Here is a 22,248-nt window from a genome sequence, read left to right on the forward strand (position 1 = left end):
GTTGTTAAAACCAACACAGCCGCGCCACAACCTGAACGCGCGCGGACGCAAAAGGCAGACCGATGGATATTCAACTGGTTTTTGATGCAAGTACGAGCTTTGCTCCCGCCGGTTTCATCACGGCCATGGATTATGCGGCCAGCCAGCTCGACGCGCTGATAACCGACCCCGTGACGGTCAGCCTTTCGGTCTCCTGGAACCAGGCCGTGTTCGGCGAGGGCGGGCCAAATATGGGGCAATACAGCTACGCCGCCGTTGCCGCCGCGCTGAAGGCCCATGCCTCAACCCCCGCAGGCATAGAGGCCGCCGCCAACCTGCCCGCCGTGGACCCGACCGGGACCGGGTATCTATTGATTTCCGATGCGCAGGCCGAGGCGCTCGGCCTTATGACAGGCTCCGCCGGGCCGGGGCAGGACGGGTCAGTTACCTTCGGCACCGCAGGCCAGACGCTGGATTTCAGCACCACCGGGACCAGCGTGCCATCCAACCAGTATGATTTTGTCGGCATCGCCGAGCATGAGCTGACACATGCGCTGGGGCGGATCGACGCGAATTCCGGCCGGCCGCAGTTCATCATGGATTTATATAAATATGCGTCGCCCGGCACGCTGCAGACCAACGGCGCGAACCTGACATATATCTCGGTCGACGGCGGCACCACGGCGGTCGACACGCTTTCAACCGCGTCCGACCTCTCCGACTGGGCGTCCAACGCCGGGAACGACGCCTTCACCGCCTATGCCAATCCGGGCGTGCTGAACACAATTTCATCGGCTGACATGACGCTGATGAGCGCGCTGGGGTTCAATGTGCTGTGCTTCGCGGCGGGGACGCGCATCGCCACGCCGGATGGCGAAGTGGCGGTGGAGAGCCTGGCGCTCGGCGATGAGGTGTTGAGCCTCTTCAAGGGGCGCCAGCGGGTTAAGTGGATCGGGATCAGCCATTATGACGGGCGGTTTTTAAAAGGAAACCACCTGATGCTGCCGGTTTGCATCAAGGCCGGGGCGCTGGGCGATGGGGTGCCCGCGCGGGCGCTTTGGGTCTCGCCCGGGCATGGGATTCTGGCCGGTGGCGGGCTGGTGCCGGCATGGCGGCTGGTGAACGGCGTGAGCGTGACGCAGGCGCAGAGCGTGGAGCGGGTCAGCTATTATCATATCGAGCTGGCGGCGCATGATGTGGTGTTCGCGGAAAACTGCCCGGCGGAGAGTTATCTCGATATTGGCGAGCGCCAGAAATTCCATAACGCGGCGGCATTTGAGGCGCTGTATCCAGGTGAAGAGGCGGCGCCCTTGGCCTGTATGGCGCGGCTGGAGGATGGTTTTGGGCTGCGCGATGCGCAGGCAGCGGTGAACGCGCGGGCGGGGATTGCGCCGGTGGCCGAATTGGCCGGAGCGTTGCGCGGGGCGCTGGAGGTGGCCGGGCCGGAAGTTTGCGCGGGCTGGGCGGTTTGCGAGGCGTGCCCTGAGGTGCCGGTGGAGCTGCTGGTTTTCGCCGGGGCCGAGGTAGTGGCGCGGGTGGTGGCCAACGGCTACCGGGCGGATGTGCGGGCGGCGGGGCTGGGCAGCGGATGCTGCGGATTCGCGGTGGCGATTCCGGCGGGGGCTAAGGGCGCGGTTTCGGTGCGCCGCGCGTTGGATGGGGCGGAAGTGGGGGTTGGGGGTGAGGTGGCGCGGGTGGCTTGAGGGGGGAGCCTAAGCCGAACCGGCCAGACGCTTATAAAGGAAGATCATGTTCAAGGTTATATATAAAATCACATGGCCAAATGGAAAAATTTATGTTGGCAGCGATTTAACTGATACGATCAGATACTTCGGAAGCCCGAATTGCAGACTCATTGAAGCCGATTTTCCTACCCGCGAATCAAGGCGCGACATAACGATCCGCCGGGAAATTTTGTGGGAATCAGAAACTGCTACGAATGCTGAAGTGCTTAAACTAGAACACGAAACGATCGTTTCCTTGCGGGCTAACGACCCAACTGTCGGTTATAACCGAAACCCCAGATTCAGAGCGAAGCAAGCGTAGGATGGGTGAGCGCAGCGCTACCCATCGCTATCTCGGAAGGCCGGGGGATTGATGGGTTACGCTGCGCTCACCCATCCTACGCTATGTCAGCGTTCGGGATGCCGCGCCCTGACGATCAATGACTGAACTGGGTGCAAACGCCCCCTGCCCCGCCCCCCGCCTTGACTTTGCCGCCCCCCGGCTCTACGGGGTGCAAACATTCGTCCGCCGTGCTGCGAGGGTTCGCACCACGGCGCGTTTTGCGTTGTGAGGTAGGTAGAGCATGTTCGACACGCTGTCGGGCAAATTAGGTGAGGTTTTCGACCGGCTCCGCCGCAGGGGGAGCTTGTCCGAGGCTGATGTGACCGAGGCGCTGCGGGAGATCCGTCTGGCGCTGCTGGATGCTGACGTCGCGCTGCCGGTGGTGAAGGATTTTATCGCCACGGTGAAGGAAAAGGCTGTCGGCGCGGAAGTGCTGCGCTCGGTCTCGCCGGGGCAGATGGTTGTCAAAATCGTCAACGATGCGCTGGTTGAAGCGCTCGGCGGCGCGGTGGTGCCGGTTAATCTGCTGGCCCCCTCGCCTATTCCCATCCTCATGGTTGGCTTGCAGGGTTCGGGCAAAACCACCACCTCGGGCAAGCTGGCGCTGCGGCTGCGCACGCGTGAGCGCAAAAAGGTGTTGCTGGCGAGCCTGGATACGCAGCGCCCGGCGGCGCAGTTGCAGCTGGAGCAGCTGGCGCAGCGGGCCGAGGTGGCGAGCCTGCCGATTATCGCCGGGCAGACACCCCTGCAAATCGCGCAGCGGGCCATGGATGTGGCGCGGCGCGAAGTTTTCGACGTGGTGATTCTGGATACCGCGGGGCGGCTCTCCATCGACGCGGCGCTGATGGAGGAAGTCAAATCCATCCGTTTCGCGGTGAATCCGGTCGAGACTCTGCTGGTGGTCGATGCCATGACCGGCCAGGACGCGGTGACCACCGCCACCGCCTTTAATCAGGCGCTGGGCATTACCGGCATCGTGATGACCCGCCTCGACGGCGATGCCCGTGGCGGCGCCGCGCTCTCGATGCGCGCGGTCACCGGCGCGCCGATCAAACTGGCAGGCACTGGCGAGAAGCTGGATGCGCTGGATGAGTTCAACCCCGAGCGGATCGCCGGGCGGATTCTCGGCATGGGCGATATCGTCGGCCTGGTGGAGCGGGCGGCGCAGAATATTGACCAGGCGGAGGCCGAGAAACTCGCAAAGCGCATGGCCAAGGGCAAGTTCGACCTTGACGATTATGCCTCGCAGCTCAAGCAGATTTCCAAAATGGGGTCGCTGTCGGGGATTTTGGGCATGCTGCCCGGCGTCGGCAAGATCAAGAAGCAGATCGAGGATGCGAATCTCGATACCACCATGTTCAAGCGCCAGGCCGCGATCATCAGCTCGATGACCAAGGCCGAGCGCCGCAACCCGGACCTGCTGAAGGCCAGCCGCAAGAAGCGGGTGGCGGCGGGGTCTGGCACGTCGGTGCAGGAGGTCAACAAGCTGCTGAAGCAGTTTGATGACATGTCCACCATGATGAAACGCATGAATAAAGCCGGCGGCCAGGAGGCGATGATGCGCCAGATGCAGGCCGCCATGGGGGGCGCCAAAGGGGGGCGCCGCCCGTTCTGAAGATTTTTACCGTTTAACCTTGAGGAGTTACCATGTCTGTTAAAATTCGTCTGTCGCGCGCCGGCGCCAAGAAGCGCCCGTTCTACCATATCGTGATCGCTGACGCGAACAGCCCGCGCGATGGCAAGTTCATCGAGCGCGTCGGCACCTATAACCCGATGCTCCCCGCCGAACACGCCGACCGCGTGACGCTGGTGAGCGAGCGCCTGACCCATTGGATCGCCAATGGCGCGCAGCCGACCGACCGCGTTGCCAAATTCCTCGGCAAGGCCGGGCTGATCGCGATGCCGGTGTATCCGGAGCAGCCCAAGCAGTCCGCGCCGAAGAAGAAGGCGCAGGAACGCGCCGCCGAGCGCGCGAAAGCCGCCGCTTAATTAAAGGCAGTTAGGTGAACGAACGGTTGATCCTGATGGGCGTGATCGGCAAGCCTCATGGCGTGCGGGGGCTCCTGCGCGTCAACTGCTTTGCCGAGGATTCCGGGGCACTGGCGGAGTATCCGCTGAGCGACCGCACCGGGCGCCGCTTCTCGCTGGAATGGGTGCACGACAATGTCGCGCAGCTGAGCGAGATCACGGCCAAGGGAAACCGTGCGATCACCGACCGCAACGAGGCGGAAAAGCTCACCAACACCGAGCTATTCGCGCCGCGCGAAGCGTTGCCGGCGCTTGAGGAGGAGGAATTCTACCTCACCGACCTTATTGGCCTGAAGGCCCGTAACGAGGCCGGGGTGGAAATTGGCAGCATCACCGCCGTGCATGACTATGGCGGCGGCCCGAGCCTGGAGATTTCTCCGGGCGCGCTGCTGGTGCCCTTTACCCGCGCGGCCGTGCCGGTGGTGGATATTGCCGCCGGATATGTCGTGGTGGTGCCGCCGGTTGAAGTGGTGGTGCCGTCATGAGCTGGCGCGCCGATGTGCTGACCATTTTCCCGTCCATGTTTCCTGGGCCGCTGGGCGAGTCCCTGGCGGGCAAGGCGATGGAAGCGGGGACCTGGAGCCTGAAAGTCACGGATATTCGCGACTTTGGGCTGGGCCGCCACCGCAGCGTGGATGACACGCCCTTTGGCGGCGGAGCCGGAATGGTCATGCGGCCGGATGTTTTGGACGCCGCCATCGGCTCGGTGGCGGATGCCACCCCCGGTTCATCGGCGGATGCCACCCCCGGTTCAGCGGCTGACGAACGCCCGCTCATCGTGCTCACACCGCGCGGCAAGCCGCTGACTCAAAAACGGGTGCGCGAACTGGCCGAAGGGCCAGGGGTTATCCTGCTCTGCGGGCGCTTTGAAGGCATCGACCAGCGGGTGATCGACGCCCGCCAGGCGGAAGAAATTTCCATCGGAGACTATGTGCTCTCCGGCGGGGAAATTGCTTCCCTGGTGCTGCTTGATGCCGCCATCCGCCTGCTGCCGGGCGTTATGGGGGCGGCCGATAGCGCCGTGGAGGAGAGCTTCTCCGCCCCGCTGCTGGAATACCCGCACTACACCCGCCCGGCCATTTGGGCGGACCGCGCCGTGCCGGAGACACTCACCTCCGGCAACCACGCCGCCATCGCCGCCTGGCGGCTGGCGGCTGCCCGCCAAACCACCAAAACCCGCAGACCGGACCTGTACAACCAATACATTGCATCTGGTGCCCAGGCACCCTAAACACCGCTTTCGAAAAGGACCCGACCATGAACATTATCCAGACCATCGACGCCGAACAGATCGCCAAACTCACCGCCGGCAAACCCATCCCGCCGTTCGCCCCCGGTGATACCGTGCGCGTCAGCGTCAACGTTAAGGAAGGCGAGCGCTCGCGCGTGCAGGCTTTTGAAGGCGTCTGCATCGCCCGCTCCAACCGCGGCATCAACTCCTCCTTCACCGTGCGGAAAATCTCCTACGGCGAAGGCGTGGAACGTATCTTCCAGCTCTACGCGCCCACCATCTCGGAAATCCACGTGATGCGCCGGGGCGACGTGCGCCGCGCCAAACTCTACTACCTGCGCGGCCGCCGCGGTAAATCCGCCCGTATCGCCGAAAAAGCCCGCGAAGTCGAAGCCGCTCCTGCGGAGTAAGGAAGCTGAGGGGGCTTTGCCCCCTCAACCCCCACTAAGGGCTAGCCCTTAGAACCCATTAATTAGGGTTTTGGGAGGGAGGGGTAAGGCGCAACTCCGGTCATCGGGTATAACTCCCGTCCGCGATGCGCCTTACCCCTCCCTCCCAAAACCCTTAACTATCGCGGATCGAAGGGCGCGGCCCTTCGCGGGGGTCCAGGGGGCGTCGCACCGAAGGTGCGCCTGTTAGCTAATAGGCGGCCCTTAGGGCCGACGCCCCTTGGCCTTCCTTAATCAGAAGGAGCCGTCTCGATGTCACGGACTTTATTTGACAAGATTTGGGATGCGCATGTGGTGGAGCGTTTGGAGGACGGCACGTGCGTTCTCTATATTGACCGGCATTTGGTGCATGAGGTGACCTCGCCGCAGGCGTTTGAGGGGTTGCGGCTGGCGGGGCGCAAGGTTCGGCGCGTGGATGAGACGATTGCGGTGGTAGACCATAATATCCCCACGGATGCGGACCGGCTGAACGGCATCAACGAGCCGGAGAGCAAGCTGCAGATTGAGACGCTGGAGGCCAATGTCGCGGCGTTCGGGGTGCCTTATTTTCCGGTGAGCGACGCGCGGCAGGGCATTGTGCATGTCATCGGGCCGGAGCAGGGGATTTCGCTCCCGGGCTTCACCATTGTTTGCGGGGATTCGCACACCAGCACGCATGGCGCGCTGGGGGCGCTGGCGTTTGGCATCGGCACCTCCGAGGTTGAGCATGTGCTGGCGACGCAGACCTTGTTGCAGAAGCCGGCCAAGAACATGCTGGTGCGGGTGGACGGCGTGCTGCCCCCCGGCTGCACCGGCAAGGACATTGTGCTGGCGATTATCGGCAAGATCGGCACCGCGGGCGGCACGGGGCATGTCATCGAGTTCGGCGGCGAGGCGATAAGGGCGCTGGACATGGCCGGGCGACTGACCGTCTGCAACATGAGCATCGAGGCGGGCGCGCGTGCCGGGCTGATCGCACCGGATGAGACGACGTTTGAATACATCGAGGGCCGGCCGTATGCGCCCAAGGGCGAGGATTTCGAAAAGGCCGTGGCGTATTGGAAGACGCTGCCGAGCGACGAAGGCGCGCATTACGATAAAATCGTGGTGTTGAACGCCGCTGAGATTGTGCCGCAGGTGACATGGGGGACCAGCCCGGAGGCGGTGATCCCCATTACCGGCACGGTGCCCGACCCGCAGGCCGAGCCGGACGAGGCGCGCCGCGCGCAGCTGCAACAGATGCTGCGCTATATGGATTTGCAGCCAGGCCAGAAGATTGCTGGCACCAAGGTGGATGTTGTGTTCATCGGCTCCTGCACCAACTCGCGCATTGAGGACATGCGCGCCGCCGCCGCGGTGGCCAAGGGCCGCCATGTGGCGCCGGGTGTGCGTGTGCTGGTGGTGCCGGGCTCGGGGCTGGTGAAGGCGCAGGCCGAGGCCGAGGGGCTGGCGAAAATCTTCACCGATGCGGGGTTTGAATGGCGCGAGGCCGGGTGCTCGATGTGCCTGGGCATGAACCCTGACAAGCTGACGCCAGGGCAGCGTTGCGCCAGCACCTCCAACCGCAACTTTGAAGGCCGCCAGGGGCCGGGCGGGCGCACCCACCTGCTCTCCCCCGCCATGGCCGCCGCCGCCGCCGTCACCGGCGTTCTTACCGATGTCCGGGAGCTTGTGTAATGGATAAATTCACCCGCCTCACCGCCCCCGCCGCACCGTTGAATCTGGCGAATGTGGACACCGACAAAATTATCCCGGCGCGGTTTTTGAAGACCATCAAGCGCAGCGGGCTGGGCAAGAGCCTGTTCGCGGATATGCGCTACAATGCCGATGGCTCGGAAAATCCGGCGTTCGTGCTCAACCAGCCGAAATACCGCCAGGCGCAAATTCTTGTTGCCGGGGATAATTTCGGCTGCGGCTCGTCGCGCGAGCATGCGCCCTGGGCGCTGCTGGATTTTGGCATCCGTTGCGTGATCGCGCCGAGTTTCGCCGATATTTTCCATGGCAACTGCTTCAAGAACGGCATTCTGCCGATCGTGCTGCCGGCGGATGTCTGCGAGCAGTTGATGGACGACGCGGCGCAGGGGACGAATGCACGCCTGACCATAGACCTGGAAAAGCAGGTGGTGGTGCGCCCCGACGGCGAGGAAATCCATTTCGAGGTGGATGCTTTTCGCAAGCACTGCCTGCTGAACGGACTCGACGATATCGGCCTGACGCTGGAGCATGCCGCCGCGATTGATGCCTATGAAGCCAAAACCCCGAGCTGGAAGCCGGCCATTAACGGAGTCTGAAACCATGAGTGAGCGTAAAAACCTGTTGCTGATGCCGGGCGACGGCATTGGCCCCGAAGTGATGGCGCAGGCCAAGCGCGTGCTGGACTGGCTGCAAAAAACCGGCCGCGCGGATTTTGCGATCACCGAGGAGCTGGTCGGCGGCGCTTCCATCGACGCACATGGCGTGCCGCTGACCGAGGCGGCCCTGGCGCATGCGCTGGCGGCGGATGCGGTGTTGTTCGGCTCCGTCGGCGGGCCGAAATGGGACACCGTGCCCTTCGATATCCGCCCCGAGGCGGCGCTGCTGAAACTGCGCAAGGAGATGGGCGTGTTCGCCAACCTGCGCCCGGCAAAGGTGTTCGATGCGCTGGTGGATGCCAGCTCGCTGAAGCCGGAACTGGTGCGCGGGCTGGATATCATGATCGTGCGCGAGTTGATCGGCGGGATTTATTTCGGCGAGCCGCGCGGCATCGAGACCCTGCCCGATGGCAGCAAGCGCGGCGTGAACACCGAGGTTTATACCACGGGTGAGATCGAGCGCGTGGGGCGGGTGGCGTTCGAGCTGGCGCGCAAGCGGCAGAACCGCGTGTGCAGCGTGGAGAAAGCCAATGTGATGGAAAGCGGGCTGCTCTGGCGCCAGGTGATGACGGCGCTGCATGCGGCCGAATATCCGGATGTGCAGCTCAGCCATATGTATGCCGACAACTGCGCCATGCAGCTGGCCAAAAATCCGCGGCAGTTTGACGTGATCGTGACTGGGAACCTGTTTGGCGACATCCTCTCCGACCTCGCGGCCATGCTCACCGGCTCGCTCGGGCTGCTGCCCTCGGCCACGCTGGGCGCCGTGGAGCCTTCCGGGCGCCGTGCGGGGTTCTATGAGCCGATCCACGGCTCTGCGCCCGACATCGCCGGCAAGGGCCTCGCCAACCCGCTGGCGCAGATACTGAGCCTGGCGCTGATGCTGCGCTATTCCTTCGGCCAGGGGGCGAACGCCGCGCTGATCGAGCAGGCCGTGGAGAACGTGCTGGCGAAGGCCGGGCGCACGCCGGACATCGCCATGCCCGGCCGGGCAAAAATTTCCACCTCGGAAATGGGCGATGCGCTGCTCGCGGAGCTGGAAGCGCTGTAAACTTTCGCCGCCACTATTGCAGTGCGGTGAAGCTTCAGCTAAACCGCGCCGCACGACGCGCCCGTAGCTCAGCTGGATAGAGCATCAGACTACGAATCTGAGGGTCAGGAGTTCGAATCTCTTCGGGCGCGCCATTTTTCCTGCTGTAATCAAGGGTTTACGGTCATTCCCCTCCAGGGTGAGTGGCCGTTTCTTTTTGGCGGCCCACGGTATCCCCGCCAGGGCATTGGTGATCTTTGCGTTTTAGAATGCGATCGTTTGAGGTTCGCTCAACCGAGCGAGCCGAAAGCGTGAATCGCCCTCAGAAAAACGGCTAGAACCTGATCGCGCTGATAGGGGCCGCCGCCCGGCTTAATACCTCGCTCCGGCCGGAGGCTGGGATTTGGTTCTTTCCCTAATCTCAAGAATTTCCGAGGCACGCGGCAAATCCGCGCCGACGCGGGTGCAGGTCAGCGCGCCAGCGGCGGCGGCGAGGTTCAGGGTTGCGCGCAGGGCATCGAGCGGCAATACCTCCAATGTTGCGCGCGAGACCGCGCCTTGCTGATGCAGCCCATGCAGCAGCGCCGCCTGGAAGGAATCGCCCGCGCCTACGGTGTCAACCACGGTGATCGCGGGGGCGGCGACTTCAACCTGAGCGCCGCCCAGAAATGCCACCGCCCCTGCCCCGCCGCGCGTAACCACCACAAGGCCCGGACCCCGCGCCGCCCATTCGCGCGCTATCTCTCTTTCATCAACACCGGGATAGAGAGATTGCAGATCTTCCTGCGAGACCTTCACGATATCCGCGATGGCCAGCCATTCGGCGACCCGCGCGCGCCAGAGCGCAATCTCGGGGACCACGCTCAGGCGGATATTCGGATCATAGGAAATAAGCCGCTGCCCCGCCATCGCGCGGCCAAATTGCAACAACGTATCGGCGACTGGCGGTACGGCCAGGGCGAAAGAGCCGAAATGCAAGGCTGTCACCGTGGGGGGCAGGCTTGGAATGTCCGCGGGAAGCAGGGCGCGGTCGGCTGCGTCATTGCCAAAAAAAGTGTAACGCGGCGTGCCGGTGGCGTCCAGCAACACGAAACTGAGTGTTGTCGGGTTTGGTTTACGCACGAGGTAATGCGGGGAGACGCCCTCGGCGGCCAGCGCCTCACACAGCATGTCGCCAAAAAAATCAGTGGAAATACCAGCAAAAAATCCAGCGGAGCTGCCCAGGCGCGCAAGCCCCACCGCGACATTATAGGGTGATCCGCCGCGATGGGCCGAGAATGTTAACGCGCCATCGGTGCTGCGGTTCGCAAACATGTCAAACAGCGCTTCCCCACAGACAAGAAACATTTCAACTCCCTTGGATATTAAAAAAACTACCGCAAGCGTCACATTTTTTTGTCAGCTGACGCGGTGGTGCATGATCGTGTTGAACGCTGTCAATCATTAAAACAAATTGATTCAAGTGTCGCATCGAAGAACGCGAGACGGCCGGCATTTAAACATTTCCGCGTAGAAATGGCCGTGCGGCAACGTGGAATTTATTAGCCAGCACCTCGTTATTGGGCGCGAAATTGGCATAAAAGGGGAGTACCGCCGCACCTATCGCCGCCGCGGAGGGGCCGAGTTCGCCCTGGCGGATTGCGGGGGCGACAAAACCTTCCGGCGCCAGTGCCGCCACGCAGGATTGCACCAGAGAGACTGTGGTGGCGAGCGGCCCCGGAGGGAGGATGCCGTCAATGATAATCGCCTCAACATCAACCACGGATGCAGCGCCGATGATGGCCTGGGCCAGCGCATCCGCGCAATCCTCCTGCCACTCACGCAGATAAGGCTCGGCGAACGCGCCCAGCTCAGCCAGCTGGCTGGCGCGTTCGATCTGCACGCCGTTTGCGCGCAGATGTTTGAGAAGCACAAAAACAGAAGCGCGGCGCTGCAATAATTCAAAATGTCCCTTCGGCGGAGTGACGCTGGAGAGCTGTGAGGGGCTTACGGGAAATGTATTAAACGCGGCGGCGTTGCCGTGCGGGCCGGTCTCGATATTGCCCCCCAGAACAAGGCCGCCGCCGATGATTGTGCTCAGGTAGAGATAGATGAAATCGCGCTCGGGGGTGCCGCGCCCCTGAAGCAGTTGCGCCGTCGCGGCAGCGGATGAGTCATTCTCGAAAAACACTTCATATTCGGTATGTTTAATGAGGTAGTCGGGCAGGTTGAACTGCCCCCAGGCGGCGGCAATTGTATCGGGGAAGCCAAGATCGCTCTGCCAGGAGCCCAAAAAATAGGGGATGGAAACGCCAATGCCGACAAGGCGCTCGCGCTGGGCCTGGGGCAGGCGGGATTCCAGCTCGGCGATGCCAGCCAAGGCCATGGCGGCAACCTCGTCAGGTATTGGGTAGGCGTATTCATGTGTGAGCCGGTGCAGCACCTTGCCGGAGAGGTCGATCATCAGGCAATTCAGCGCCCGCCTGCCGACATGCAGGCCTATGGAGAAGGCGCGCTCGGCGTTGGGCATGTAGAGCACGGAGGGCTGGCCGATCTGGCCATGGCGCTTGCCGGCCTGCACCACATATCCCGCCTCGTGCAGCGAATCCACAATGCCGGCCACGGCCTGCGGCGTGAGGTTGGCGCTGCGGGCTATCTCCGCTTTCGAGGCTCGCCCAAGCTTGCGAATGGCCTCCAGCACGACACGCTCGTTGAATTGGCGGATTTGTAGCGAGTTGCTGCCCTTACGTGACATTGCGCCCTGGCCCGCGTGTGGCGCCTTGGTTGCGAACAGGAGAAAGGACGGCGTGGAACGGCATGAAACCCTTGCTTTTCTGATGGTATCGATAACGTGAGCGAGGCAGCAATTAAACCAATCTGTTCAGCTTTGGATAGACGGCGCGAAAACTGGCATAGCGCGGCGCCCAGCCGGTGCTGGCGGGCGTGAATACATGTTGCGCGGCAGGCTGCCGGCAAACGCTGTCAAGCGCGCCGCCATCCGCGAGCCAGGCCAGCCGGGCCGCGCCCAGCGCCCCGGCGTTCTCGCCGCCTTCGGAAAATATCAATGTCATACCCAGAATATCGGCCAGAAGCTGGCACCAGAGCGGACTGCGCGTGCCGCCGCCAACGAGGATGAACCTGCCGCCCGGCGCGCCGCCCCCCAACGCCAGCAGGCCATCACGCAAGGCAAAGGCAACACCTTCCAGCACCGCGTAGCCCAAAGCCGCCGCGCCGTGCGCATGGGTGAGGCCGAGGAAGGCGCCGGTCGCCTCCGCGTCGTTATGGGGCGTACGCTCGCCCGAGAGATAAGGCAGAAACAGCGGCGCCGTGGCGCGCGCCTCGGGTGGCAGCAGAGCCACCTGGGCCAGCAGGCTCGCCTCATCGGCGCTGCCGGTGAGCCGCGTGACCCAGCGCAAGGCGCTGGCGGCGGAGAGGATCACCGCCATCTGATGCCAGGTGCCGGGCAGGGCGTGGCAGAACGCATGGATGCAGGCGGCGGCGTTGGGCTGGAACCCATCCGTCACCCGGAAAATGACACCCGACGTGCCCAGCGAGACAAAACCATCCCCCGGGCGGACCACGCCCATGCCGATTGCGCAGGCGGCATTGTCGCCCGCGCCACCGGCGAGGATCACGCCCTCGCCCATGCCCCAGCGCCGCGCCATCTGGGGCAGCAGCGTGGCGGCGGGGGCGCTGCCCTCAACCAGCCGGGGCAGCTGGGCGGGGGTGAGGCTGCAGGCGGCCACCAAGGGCGCCGACCAGGCGCGCGCCGCGACATCCAGCAGGAACATGCCCGAGGCATCGGACATGTCAGTCACTGCCTCGCCGCTCAGCCGCAGGCGCAGGAAATCCTTCGGCAGCAGCACCAGATGGATTTGCGCGAAAACCTCCGGCTCATGGCGGGCGAGCCAGAGCAGCTTGGGCGCGGTGAAGCCGGGCATGGCGCGGTTGCCGGTGATCGCGGGGGCATCGGGCACCGCCGCATCCAGCGCCGCGCATTCGGCGTGGCTGCGCCCGTCGTTCCATAAAATCGCGGGGCGCAGAGGGCGGCGGGCGGCATCGAGCACCACCGCGCCGTGCATCTGCCCGGCCAGGCCGATGGCCCGCACCCGCGCCATCTCGCCCGGGTGGGCGGCGGCCAGCTCGTCACAGACGGCGAACAGCGCCGCCTCCCAGTCGGCCGGGTTTTGCTCAGACCAGAGCGGCCGCGGCTGCGCGATGGCGAGGCTGGCGCTGGCCTGGCCCGCCACCGAATGATCCGGCGCGAGCAGCACCGCCTTGAGCGCGGAGGTGCCGAGGTCTAGGCCCAGATACATGACGCTTCAGCCGAGCCAGGCCAGCGCGCGGGCATGCGCCGCCGTGATAGCCCGCACCAGCCGCGGATCGCCCGCGAGCGCGCCCCAGAGCAGTTTATCAGCGCAGAAGGCGGCAAGCGGCGCGGGGGCGGCCAGCATAGCGCGCGTGGCCGCTTCGTCCATCGCCTGATCCTGATACTGATACGCGACGCGCCCCGCCGCCCAGCTTTGCAGGAAGAGATAGAACAAGGCCGGGATCATCGCGACGCTGTCGATCGCCTCGCCGCGGGCCAGACGCTCGTTGATGGTGGGGGTGACCCAGCCGGGGATTTTGGCGAAGCCATCAGCCGCGACGCGCTGGTTGGTGTCCTGGATGTAGGCGTTGGAGAAACGCTCCAGCACTTTGTCGCGGTAGGCGGCGAGGTCCACCGGGCTTGGTTGCAGCACGGGGAGGACGTCGCCGGTCACATAATCATAAGCCATGCGGGCGATGGCGGCATCCTGCGTGCCTTCGTGGATGAACTGATAGCCGCGCAGCGTGCCGGCCCAGGCGATGAGCGCATGGGTGGCGTTGAGCAGGCGGATTTTCGCCTCCTCATAGGGCAGCACCGAATGCACCAGCGAGGCGCCGGCGCGCTCCCAGGCGGGGCGCCCGGCGATAAATTCATCCTCGATCACCCATTGAATGAAATCCTCCGCCATGACCGGGCAGGCATCAGCGCCGCCGCAGGCCGCGCGCACGCGCGGCGCCAGTTCGGCCACCGGGCGGGGGGTGATGCGGTCTACCATCGAGCTGGGCATGGTGGTGTTGGCCGCCACCCACGCCAGCAGCGCGGCCTCGCCACGCCGGCGCAGGAAGGCGGTGAAGCCATCATGAAAGCGCGCGCCGTTGCTGCGCAGATTATCGCAGGAGAGCAGCGTGAGCGGACCGGCGGCTGCCACCATGCGCGCATGCAAAATCGCCGCCAGGGCGCCGTAGATCGTCAGGCGCGTGCCTTGTTCCAGGTCGCTCACCAGATCGGGGAAGCCCAGATCCAGCTCATGGCGGGGGGTGAGGTAATAGCCCGCCTCGGTGACGGTGAAGGAGATGATTTTAACCTCCGGGCGCGCGCCAAAGGCGATGAGCCCCGCCAGACTTTGCTCCCAGGGGATGATCTCGCCGATGGAATGGATTTCCTGATAGGCGCGCACGCCCGCGGGCGTTACAGTCTCGACATGATAGACCCCGCCCTGGGCGATGAGCTGGGTTTCAACCGCCAGCATATCGGCGCGGATATTGGCCCCCGCGAGGCGCCAGCCGGTCTCCCCTGCGTCCATGAGGTTTTGCAGATAAACCGCCTGATGCGCGCGGTGAAACGAGCCCAGGCCGATGTGCAGGATGATTGAGACGTCTGCCATGACTAACCCCCCGCCTGCGGCTGGGTCCAGCCCAGCGCGTGACCATCCTCACCGAACAGCGAGACCGCGTGGCCGTTGAGCGCCAGATGCAGCTTGTCACCCAGGGCGACCGGCGATTGCGGCGGCAGCTTGACGGTGAGCGGCAGGGAGGCGCCGATGCCGACATAGGCGATGCTCTCATTGCCCAGCCGCTCGACGGCTTCCACATGGCCGGAGATGGGGCCTTGCGGGTCCACCACGATATGCTCCGGCCGCAGCCCGATGGTGAGTTTTGCTCCCGCCGCGATGGTGGCCGGCTGCACGCTGACCAGACTGGCGCCATCGAGCGTGAGCACCAGCGCGCCCGGTGTGCTCTCGCGCACCACGGCGCCGATGAGGTTCATCTTGGGCGATCCGATGAAGCCCGCGACGAAGAGATTGGCCGGGTTGTGGTAGAGCTCCAGCGGTGTTCCCACCTGCTCGATGCGCCCGGCGTTGAAGACGACGATGCGGTCGGCCAGGGTCATCGCCTCGATCTGGTCATGCGTGACATAGATCATCGTGGCCTGAAGGTCGCGGTGGAGCTTGGCGATTTCCAGGCGGGTCTGCACGCGCAGGGCAGCGTCAAGGTTGGAGAGCGGCTCGTCGAAGAGGAATGCCTTGGGCTGACGCACGATGGCGCGCCCGATGGCGACGCGCTGGCGCTGCCCGCCGGAGAGATTGGCCGGTTTGCGGCCCAGCAGCGCCTCAAGCTGGAGGGTTTTGGCGGCAACCCGCACGCGCTGCTCGCGCTCGGCCTTGGGCACACCCGCGAGGCGCAGCGCGAAGGCCATGTTCTCGGCCACGGTCATATGCGGGTAGAGCGCGTAGCTCTGGAACACCATGGCAAGGCCGCGCCGGTCGGGCGTGATCTCGTTCATGCGCGCGCCATCGATGAGCAGCTCACCGCCGCTGATCTCCTCCAGCCCCGCGATCATGCGCAGCAGCGTGGATTTGCCGCAGCCCGAGGGGCCGACGAAGACGATGAACTCGCGGTCCTCGATTTTCAGGTCGATGCCCTTGATGATTTCAGCCGCGCCGTAGCTTTTGCGTAATTGCTTGATTTCGAGTGTCGACATGAGAACTCCTATTTCACCGCGCCAAAGGTCAGGCCACGCACGAGCTGGCGCTGGGTCATCCAGCCGAAAACCAGGATAGGCGCGACGGCCAGGGTGGAGGCGGCGGAAAGCTTGGCCCAGAACAACCCCTGCGGGCTGGAGAAGGCGACGATGAAAGCGGTGAGAGGTGCGGCATGCACCGCGGTGAGATTGAGCGACCAGAAAGCCTCGTTCCAGGAGAGGATGACGGCCAGCAGCCCGGTGGAGGCGATGCCGGGGCCAGCGAGGGGCAGCAGCACGATGCGGATCTGCGCCAGCGCGCCGGCGCCGTCCATGCGGGAGGCCTCGATGATGTCACCTGGAATTTCCTTGAAGAATGTATAGAGCATCCAGACGATGATCGGCAGGTTGGCGAGTGTCATGATCGCGATGAGGCCGGTTTTGGTGTCCAGCAATCCGGTGGATTTGCTGATGAGATAGATCGGCATCAGCACGCCCACCGCGGGCATCATCTTGGTCGAGAGAATCCAGAGCAGCAGATCCTTGGTCCAGCGATTGGGGAAAAACGCCATGGCATAGGCCGCGGGCATGGCAAGCGCGATGCCAAGCGCGGTCGAGCCAAACGAAATGGCGATGGAATTCCACACCGCGCCGGCATAGTCGCCGAGTTGGTTGACCTGGGCGTAATTCTCCAATGTGGGATGAAAAAACAGCAGCGGCGGCGTGGCGACGGCGTCGATCTCGGTTTTGAAGGAGGTCAGCACCATCCACGCCACGGGAAAGAACATGGCCAGCGCCACGCCCCAGCCGAGCAGCGAGACCCAGATGCGAAAGGCGAATGAAGCTTTCATTGGCGGACCCTAGATGTCTACGTTGCGTGCGATCGTGCGCACCAGGAAAAAGGCGATGATGTTGGCCAGGATGATCGCCAGAACGCCACCGGCGGAGGCGCCGCCGACATCGAAATTCACCAGCGCGCGCAGATAGATCAGATAGGTCAGGGTTGTTGTGGCGTCACCCGGACCGCCGGATGTGGTGATGAATATCTCGGCAAAGACCGCGAGCAGAAAGATCGTCTCGATCATCAGCAAAATAGAGATCGGCCGGGCGAGATGCGGGAGAATCACAAAGCGCAGCAATTGCGGGCCGCGCGCGGCATCCATGCGCGCCGCCTCCATCTGCTCACGGTCGAGCGACTGCATGGCGGTGAGTAGAATGAGGGTGGCGAAGGGTATCCACTGCCAGGCGACGATGATGACAATGCCGGCCATCGGATAATTGGTGAACCAATCAATGGCGCCAAAGCCGAGCTTGGTGGTGATCCAGGCGAACACGCCACTCACCGGATTCATCAGCAGGTTTTTCCAGATCAGCGCGCTGACCGTCGGCATGACAAAAAATGGCGCAATGACCAGAAGGCGCGCAACGCTGCGGCCCCAGAACTCCTGATCAAAGAGAATCGCGAAGGCGACACCGAAGACGATGGTGATTGCGAGCACCGAGCCGACCAGCACCACCTCGTTGAAGAGGGCTGCCAGCATCGCGGGGTCTTCAAGCAGGAACTTGTAATTATCAACACCCGCAAAGCCGGTGATGGTCGGGTCGACAAGGTTATAGCGCTGGAAGGAGAACCAGAGCGTCATGACCAAAGGGACGATCGCCCAGACCAGCAGCACAAAGACCACCGGTGTGAGAAGCGGCCAGGTGCGCATCAATTTGGCGTTGCGATGCGGCACGAGGGTTTGCGTTGCGGACATCACGCTCATCTCCTTTCCATAAAATCAGGAGGAGGCTGCCCTCCTCCTGATTTTGCCGATGCTTACTTCAGGTAACCGGCCTGTTGCATGGCCGCTGTCGTACTGTCCTGCGCGCTTTGCAGCGCGGCGCTTACGGTGCTGCGCCCGCTCAGCGCACCGGCAATATCCTGGCCCACCACCGTGCCGACCTGCTGGAACGGCGGAATGGCAACAAACTGCACGCCGGTATAGGGCACCGGATTCAATGTCGGGTGGTTCGGGTCCGCCGAGTTGATCGCCGCGATGGCGGCTTTCGCGAAGGGGGCGGCGTTCAGATAATCGGCGTTCTCATAAGTGGAGGTGCGGGTTCCCGGAGGGGCCACAACCCAGCCCTGCGTCTTGCCGACGAGATCGACATACTGCTTCGAGGTTGCCCAGGCGATGAAGGATTCAGCCGCCGCCTCATGCGTTGAGGTTGTCGGCACCGCCAGGGACCAGGCCCAGAGCCAGCTCGCACCATGCGTGGTGACAGCGACCGGCGCCTTGACGAAGCCGATCTTGCCAGCGACCTGCGATTGCGACGGATCTTCAAGCTTGCCGGCGGCGGCGGTTGAATCGATCCACATCGCGCAATGGCCGGTTGAAAAAAGCGCCTGGTTTTCATTGAAACCATTTGAATCTGCGCCCGGGGGGCCATCTTTCTTCATCAGATCGACATAGAAATTAATCGCGGTCTCCCACGGCGCGCTGGTCAACTGCGGTTTCCAGTTCATATCAAACCAGCTGCCGCCATTGGTGTTGACCAAGGTGCTCAGATACGCCATGTTTTCGCCCCAGCCTGGCTTGCCGCGCAGGCAGATGCCGTATTGCTGCTTCGATTTATCGGTCAATTTATCAGCAAATTGTTCAATCTGGGCATAAGTTGGCTGGTCTGGCATGGTGAGGCCGGCCTGCGCAAAAAGGTCCTTGCGGTACATGGTAAAGGAGCTTTCCGCATAGAAGGGCGCCGCGAAAAGGGTCTTACCAACGCTCAGCGCGGAGCGCACCTGCGGCAGCAGATCGTCGTAATCATACGATGCCGGAAATTCATTCAGCGGCGCCAGCCAGCCTTGCTTCGCCCAGATCGGGGTTTCGTAGGAACCGATCGTGATAACGTCAAACTGGCCGCCATGCGTTGCAATATCCGTGGTGACACGCTGACGCAGGACATTTTCCTCCAGCACCACCCAGTTGATTTTGTTGCCTGTCTGCTGCTCCCATTGCGCCGACAATTTCTGCATGACGATCATGTCTGAATTGTTCACCGTGGCAATGGTGATCGTGGTCGCGGATGCCGCGCAGGGCGCAGCAAGAAGAAATGCGGCAAGAGCCGCGCCGGTAAGCTGACGCATATTAAGGTTTCCTCGTTTAATTGTTGTTTTATACATACCCCGGCACGCCAGGGTGAACTCCAGCCTTGAGCGCGGTACGATTGCAAGACAAACCAGCCTGTTGGACTTCAGCTTGGCCAGAAACCGGACACGCAAGAAATTTTGTTGCCATCGCGCATTGCCGCCAGCCCACGTTCGCGCTCGATTAAAAATCCGGCGGCACGCTCAGGCTGACATCCACAATGAATGAATTTTCGCTCACCCAAATCCGAATGACGAATGAACGCTCTTAACCTCAACCTCCGCAACTGGTTAACGGCGGCTCTTACCGGCCCCCATATTGAAAAAAAAGTCCGGCCAAAACCCAGCCCATGGCCCGATCCGGACGCGCAGCCAGACAAAGCCAGCTAAGCATGAATCAATTATTAAAGCAATTAGATATAATTAGTAGCCACCCAAAAAACTGTCAAGAGACCGTGTGCGGGGGGATAAAATCAGCCCCCCGATCCGGGCGGGCCGCTTTGGCCGCCCGGCGGCTCGTGGCATGAACGCTTCAATTCACCGCAAAGCCCGGCATGGCCTCTGAACGTGAAGGTTATGGCATATCAGGATCATAAATCCGCAGCCCCTCGCGGACGGCGATCAACTCCCCCTCCTGAAGGGGGTTCCATGCTTCATCCGTTAGCGGGACGCTGGCAAACAGCATCAACGCCTGCGGGGTGTCTCCGATTCCAATTCTGACACCGGAGGCTGGTGCCAGCTCATCGCTGGCGCCGCAGGTGCGGACCAGCCAGAATAAGCCCGGCGGGGTAATCATGCCATCCTGCTGTATGCGCCGATGCCCATGCGCGAACAGGGCATCGCCATCCGCGTAAATGAAGTTCGCTGGCCCAAGCTCACGAAACTCAGCCGCGAGACCTTGGATGACCGATCGTCTCGCGGCAACAGAGGGCACCGCGCCGCCTGCCCAAAGCGGGGAGAGCGCTTCCAGCAAAATGCAGAAGGCTATTTCGGAATCGGTCTGCCCAATTGGCTGAAACCGCTTCCAGCGTCCGGCCATCCGCTGGCCGATCCCGGCAAGATTGCCATTGTGCGCGAAAACATGCGCCTGCCCGCCCAATTCGCGCATAAAGGGCTGGGTGTTGCTCAACGAGATGCCACCCTGGGTCGCGCGCCTGATATGGGAGAGAACGAGGCTGCTGAGCTGTTTGCGTTGTTCGATGAATGATAGCCAGTCGCTCTGCCCCGCCGGCTCCGGCTCCTTGTATAGCCGGACATCACGGCCATCATAAAATGCCAGCCCCCAGCCATCGACGGTTCGCCCGCCAACACTGCCATGCCGGGCAAAAATATTCAGCGAAAAATTGACATTCGTTGATATTTTACTCGACAGCGCAAACAGCTCGCACATCCAAAAATTTTCAGGAAAATTCTAGGAACCTGCAGGGGGGAGCGATTTTTTCGAGAAATACCAGTCGGTGTAATCATACCCCTTGCTCTGGCGTTCTTCAGCGTCGGCCTGAGTCTGCGGCGGTGGCACGATAACCTTTTCCCCAGGCTTCCACGCCTCCGGCGTCGCGATGCCGTGCTTGTCGCTGGTTTGCAGGGCTTCGAGCAGGCGGAGAAATTCCTCTATGCTGCGCCCGTTGCTCATCGGGTAATAGACCATGGCCCGCAGCTTGCTCTCCGGATCGATGAAGAATGTGGCGCGGACCGCCGAGGTGTCGCTGGCGCCGGGCTGGATCATGCCATAGGCATGCGCCACTTTCATTGACAGATCTTCGATGATCGGGAACGGAACCTTCACGCCGAAATTATGTTCGATGCTGCGTGCCCAGGCGATATGGGCGAAATTGCTATCGATCGAGAGGCCGAGCAGGTCGCAGTTCAGCGCCTGGAACCTGGGATAATTCTTTGAAAATGCCACAAACTCCGTCGTGCAAACCGGCGTGAAGTCGGCCGGGTGAGAGAAGAGAACCAGCCACTTGCCCTTATAATCCGAAAGTTTCCGGACCCCGTGGGTCGTCTTGGTTTCAAATGCGGGCGCCGCCTCGTTTAGCCTTGGCATGGCGGGCGGTTGCGCGGATTGGGCATCGGTCATGATTGTTTCTCCCAAATTCAAGTTTCAACCACGGATTCCGGCCTCCGGCCTGGCATTCATTCCACAGCCTTCCCCGCCGGCAGATATCACGTAGCTGCCTCATGATGCGTTTATAGCCAGAAGCCGGGCAACCGGCATTGATTTGAATCAAGCTGTGGGCGCATCCGCCGGGCTGATCCGGCTGGTCGAGCCGCGAACCACGCAGCGCCCGCCCAGAACCACCTTGCGCGCCGGGGCGTCCGGGGTGTCCAGCCGTTCCAGCAGCAGTTTCATCGCGGTCCGGCCGATATCAGCCACCGGCTGCTCGATCACCGTCAGCCCCGGCCCGGCCAGCTCAGTCCAACTCTCATTATCAAACCCGGCAATCGCCATGTCCTGCGGAATCCTCTTGCCCGCCGCGCGCATGGCCCGCACCACGCCCATCAGCATCAGGCCGTTGCTGGCAATCACCGCTTCGGGCACCGTGCCTTGCGTGAACCAGCGGCGGGCCTCGGCTTCGGCGGCCTCGATGCTGGGGGCGATGAAACGCGCCGCCGGGGCGAGACCGGCCAGCCGCATCGCCGCCACGTAGCCATCGTGCCGCTCAACGCCGGTGGTACTGGCATTGCCAAACAGCCCGGTGATGCGGTGATAGCCCTGCGCCACCAGATGCTCCACCAGCATGCCGGCGGCGGCGAAATTATCGAGCACCACCGCATCCTGCCCGCTGGCGCGCCCGGCACGGTCGATCAGAACTATGGGAAAATTATAGGTTCCGCGCGCCAATTTATCGACCGAGGCGCGGGTGGGGGCAAAAATCACGCCGGTGACGCGCTCTTCCTCCATCAGTTGCAGATACATCGCCTCTTTCTGCGGATTTTCATCGGTATTGCAAAGGATCACACGCAACCCAGCTGTATAGGCAGCATCTTCAACCGCACGGGCAACAGCTGTGAAGAACGGGTTGGAAATATCGGCGACGATCAGCCCTATGGTCTGCGAATGGCGCGAGCGCAGCCGCCGCGCCGAGAGGTTCGGCCTGTATCCGGTCGCCTTCACCGCCGCTTCCACCTGCCCGCGCAACTCCGCGCTGACCGGCCCGCCGCCGAGCGCCCGCGAGACCGTGGCGGGGGACACACCCGCCGCGCGCGCTACATCTTTAATGCTGACTGTCATGGTTCCTAATGCTTTTCACAGAAA

General features: G+C 62.8%; 20 protein-coding genes and 1 tRNA gene. 10 read left to right on the forward strand and 11 right to left on the reverse strand.

Annotated features, from left to right (window positions below):
- The first annotated feature begins 62 nt into the window (after positions 1 to 62).
- The 10 genes from QQJ84_RS02950 (at position 63) to QQJ84_RS02995 (ending at position 9,269) form a co-directional block, all read left to right on the forward strand.
- Entirely contained in the window at positions 63 to 1,682 is a 1,620-nt protein-coding gene (locus QQJ84_RS02950) for an NF038122 family metalloprotease (RefSeq protein WP_284256473.1), read from the forward strand.
- Between the two features lie 605 nt (positions 1,683 to 2,287).
- Positions 2,288 to 3,661 carry a signal recognition particle protein gene (gene ffh, locus QQJ84_RS02955; RefSeq protein ID WP_284256474.1) on the forward strand — a complete coding sequence of 458 codons (1,374 nt, stop codon included), beginning with the start codon at positions 2,288 to 2,290 and terminating at the stop codon, positions 3,659 to 3,661.
- A gap of 32 nt (positions 3,662 to 3,693) precedes the next feature.
- Complete coding sequence (gene rpsP / locus QQJ84_RS02960) at positions 3,694 to 4,035, forward strand: 30S ribosomal protein S16 (RefSeq protein WP_284256475.1); 342 nt, start codon at positions 3,694 to 3,696, stop codon at positions 4,033 to 4,035.
- 14 nt (positions 4,036 to 4,049) lie between these two features.
- The gene (gene rimM, locus QQJ84_RS02965; RefSeq protein WP_284256476.1) at positions 4,050 to 4,559 is read left to right on the forward strand and encodes a ribosome maturation factor RimM; all 510 of its coding nucleotides are present in this window, start codon (positions 4,050 to 4,052) and stop codon (positions 4,557 to 4,559) included.
- Positions 4,556 to 5,305, forward strand: coding sequence for a tRNA (guanosine(37)-N1)-methyltransferase TrmD (trmD, locus tag QQJ84_RS02970; protein WP_284256477.1), 750 nt, complete (start codon positions 4,556 to 4,558; stop codon positions 5,303 to 5,305). The genes rimM and trmD overlap by 4 nt, the downstream gene beginning before the upstream one ends.
- A gap of 26 nt (positions 5,306 to 5,331) precedes the next feature.
- Positions 5,332 to 5,715 (forward strand): 50S ribosomal protein L19, encoded by a 384-nt coding sequence (rplS, locus tag QQJ84_RS02975; protein ID WP_284256478.1) that lies wholly within the window; start codon positions 5,332 to 5,334, stop codon positions 5,713 to 5,715.
- Between the two features lie 291 nt (positions 5,716 to 6,006).
- Entirely contained in the window at positions 6,007 to 7,410 is a 1,404-nt protein-coding gene (leuC, locus tag QQJ84_RS02980) for a 3-isopropylmalate dehydratase large subunit (protein ID WP_284256479.1), read from the forward strand.
- Positions 7,410 to 8,024, forward strand: coding sequence for a 3-isopropylmalate dehydratase small subunit (gene leuD, locus QQJ84_RS02985; RefSeq protein ID WP_284256480.1), 615 nt, complete (start codon positions 7,410 to 7,412; stop codon positions 8,022 to 8,024). Before leuC ends, leuD begins: the two co-directional genes overlap by 1 nt.
- A gap of 4 nt (positions 8,025 to 8,028) precedes the next feature.
- Positions 8,029 to 9,135, forward strand: coding sequence for a 3-isopropylmalate dehydrogenase (gene leuB, locus QQJ84_RS02990; RefSeq protein WP_284256481.1), 1,107 nt, complete (start codon positions 8,029 to 8,031; stop codon positions 9,133 to 9,135).
- A 57-nt stretch (positions 9,136 to 9,192) separates the two neighbouring features.
- A tRNA-Arg gene (locus QQJ84_RS02995) sits at positions 9,193 to 9,269 on the forward strand.
- A gap of 217 nt (positions 9,270 to 9,486) precedes the next feature.
- On the opposite strand, the gene QQJ84_RS03000 is transcribed toward QQJ84_RS02995, so the two are convergent.
- The 11 genes from QQJ84_RS03000 to QQJ84_RS03050 all read right to left on the reverse strand — a co-directional run bounded on the left by QQJ84_RS03000 (position 9,487) and on the right by QQJ84_RS03050 (position 22,224).
- Entirely contained in the window at positions 9,487 to 10,461 is a 975-nt protein-coding gene (locus QQJ84_RS03000) for a carbohydrate kinase family protein (RefSeq protein ID WP_284256482.1), read from the reverse strand.
- Positions 10,462 to 10,609: 148 nt separating this feature from the next.
- Positions 10,610 to 11,848: an ROK family transcriptional regulator gene (locus QQJ84_RS03005; protein WP_284256483.1), complete on the reverse strand. Its 1,239-nt coding sequence runs from the start codon at positions 11,846 to 11,848 to the stop codon at positions 10,610 to 10,612.
- Positions 11,849 to 11,960: 112 nt separating this feature from the next.
- Complete coding sequence (xylB, locus tag QQJ84_RS03010; protein ID WP_284256484.1) at positions 11,961 to 13,409, reverse strand: xylulokinase; 1,449 nt, start codon at positions 13,407 to 13,409, stop codon at positions 11,961 to 11,963.
- Between the two features lie 6 nt (positions 13,410 to 13,415).
- On the reverse strand, positions 13,416 to 14,786 hold the full coding sequence (gene dalD / locus QQJ84_RS03015) for a D-arabinitol 4-dehydrogenase (protein ID WP_284256485.1): 1,371 nt from the start codon (positions 14,784 to 14,786) through the stop codon (positions 13,416 to 13,418).
- 2 nt (positions 14,787 to 14,788) lie between these two features.
- The gene (locus QQJ84_RS03020; protein ID WP_284256486.1) at positions 14,789 to 15,883 is read right to left on the reverse strand and encodes an ABC transporter ATP-binding protein; all 1,095 of its coding nucleotides are present in this window, start codon (positions 15,881 to 15,883) and stop codon (positions 14,789 to 14,791) included.
- A gap of 8 nt (positions 15,884 to 15,891) precedes the next feature.
- A complete protein-coding gene (locus tag QQJ84_RS03025; protein ID WP_284256487.1) occupies positions 15,892 to 16,713 on the reverse strand; it encodes a carbohydrate ABC transporter permease in 822 nt (273 codons plus the stop codon).
- 9 nt (positions 16,714 to 16,722) lie between these two features.
- Positions 16,723 to 17,619 (reverse strand): carbohydrate ABC transporter permease, encoded by an 897-nt coding sequence (locus tag QQJ84_RS03030; RefSeq protein WP_348522657.1) that lies wholly within the window; start codon positions 17,617 to 17,619, stop codon positions 16,723 to 16,725.
- Between the two features lie 62 nt (positions 17,620 to 17,681).
- A complete protein-coding gene (locus tag QQJ84_RS03035; RefSeq protein ID WP_284256489.1) occupies positions 17,682 to 18,989 on the reverse strand; it encodes an ABC transporter substrate-binding protein in 1,308 nt (435 codons plus the stop codon).
- Positions 18,990 to 19,563: 574 nt separating this feature from the next.
- A complete protein-coding gene (locus QQJ84_RS03040) occupies positions 19,564 to 20,379 on the reverse strand; it encodes a class II glutamine amidotransferase (protein WP_284256490.1) in 816 nt (271 codons plus the stop codon).
- A gap of 21 nt (positions 20,380 to 20,400) precedes the next feature.
- The gene (locus tag QQJ84_RS03045) at positions 20,401 to 21,069 is read right to left on the reverse strand and encodes a peroxiredoxin (protein ID WP_284256491.1); all 669 of its coding nucleotides are present in this window, start codon (positions 21,067 to 21,069) and stop codon (positions 20,401 to 20,403) included.
- Positions 21,070 to 21,216: 147 nt separating this feature from the next.
- Positions 21,217 to 22,224 (reverse strand): LacI family DNA-binding transcriptional regulator, encoded by a 1,008-nt coding sequence (locus tag QQJ84_RS03050; protein ID WP_284256492.1) that lies wholly within the window; start codon positions 22,222 to 22,224, stop codon positions 21,217 to 21,219.
- Between the last annotated feature and the right edge of the window lie 24 nt (positions 22,225 to 22,248).

The sequence above is a fragment of the Acidocella aquatica genome (genome assembly GCF_030160635.1).
GTDB classification, from domain to species: Bacteria; Pseudomonadota; Alphaproteobacteria; order Acetobacterales; family Acetobacteraceae; genus Acidocella; species Acidocella aquatica.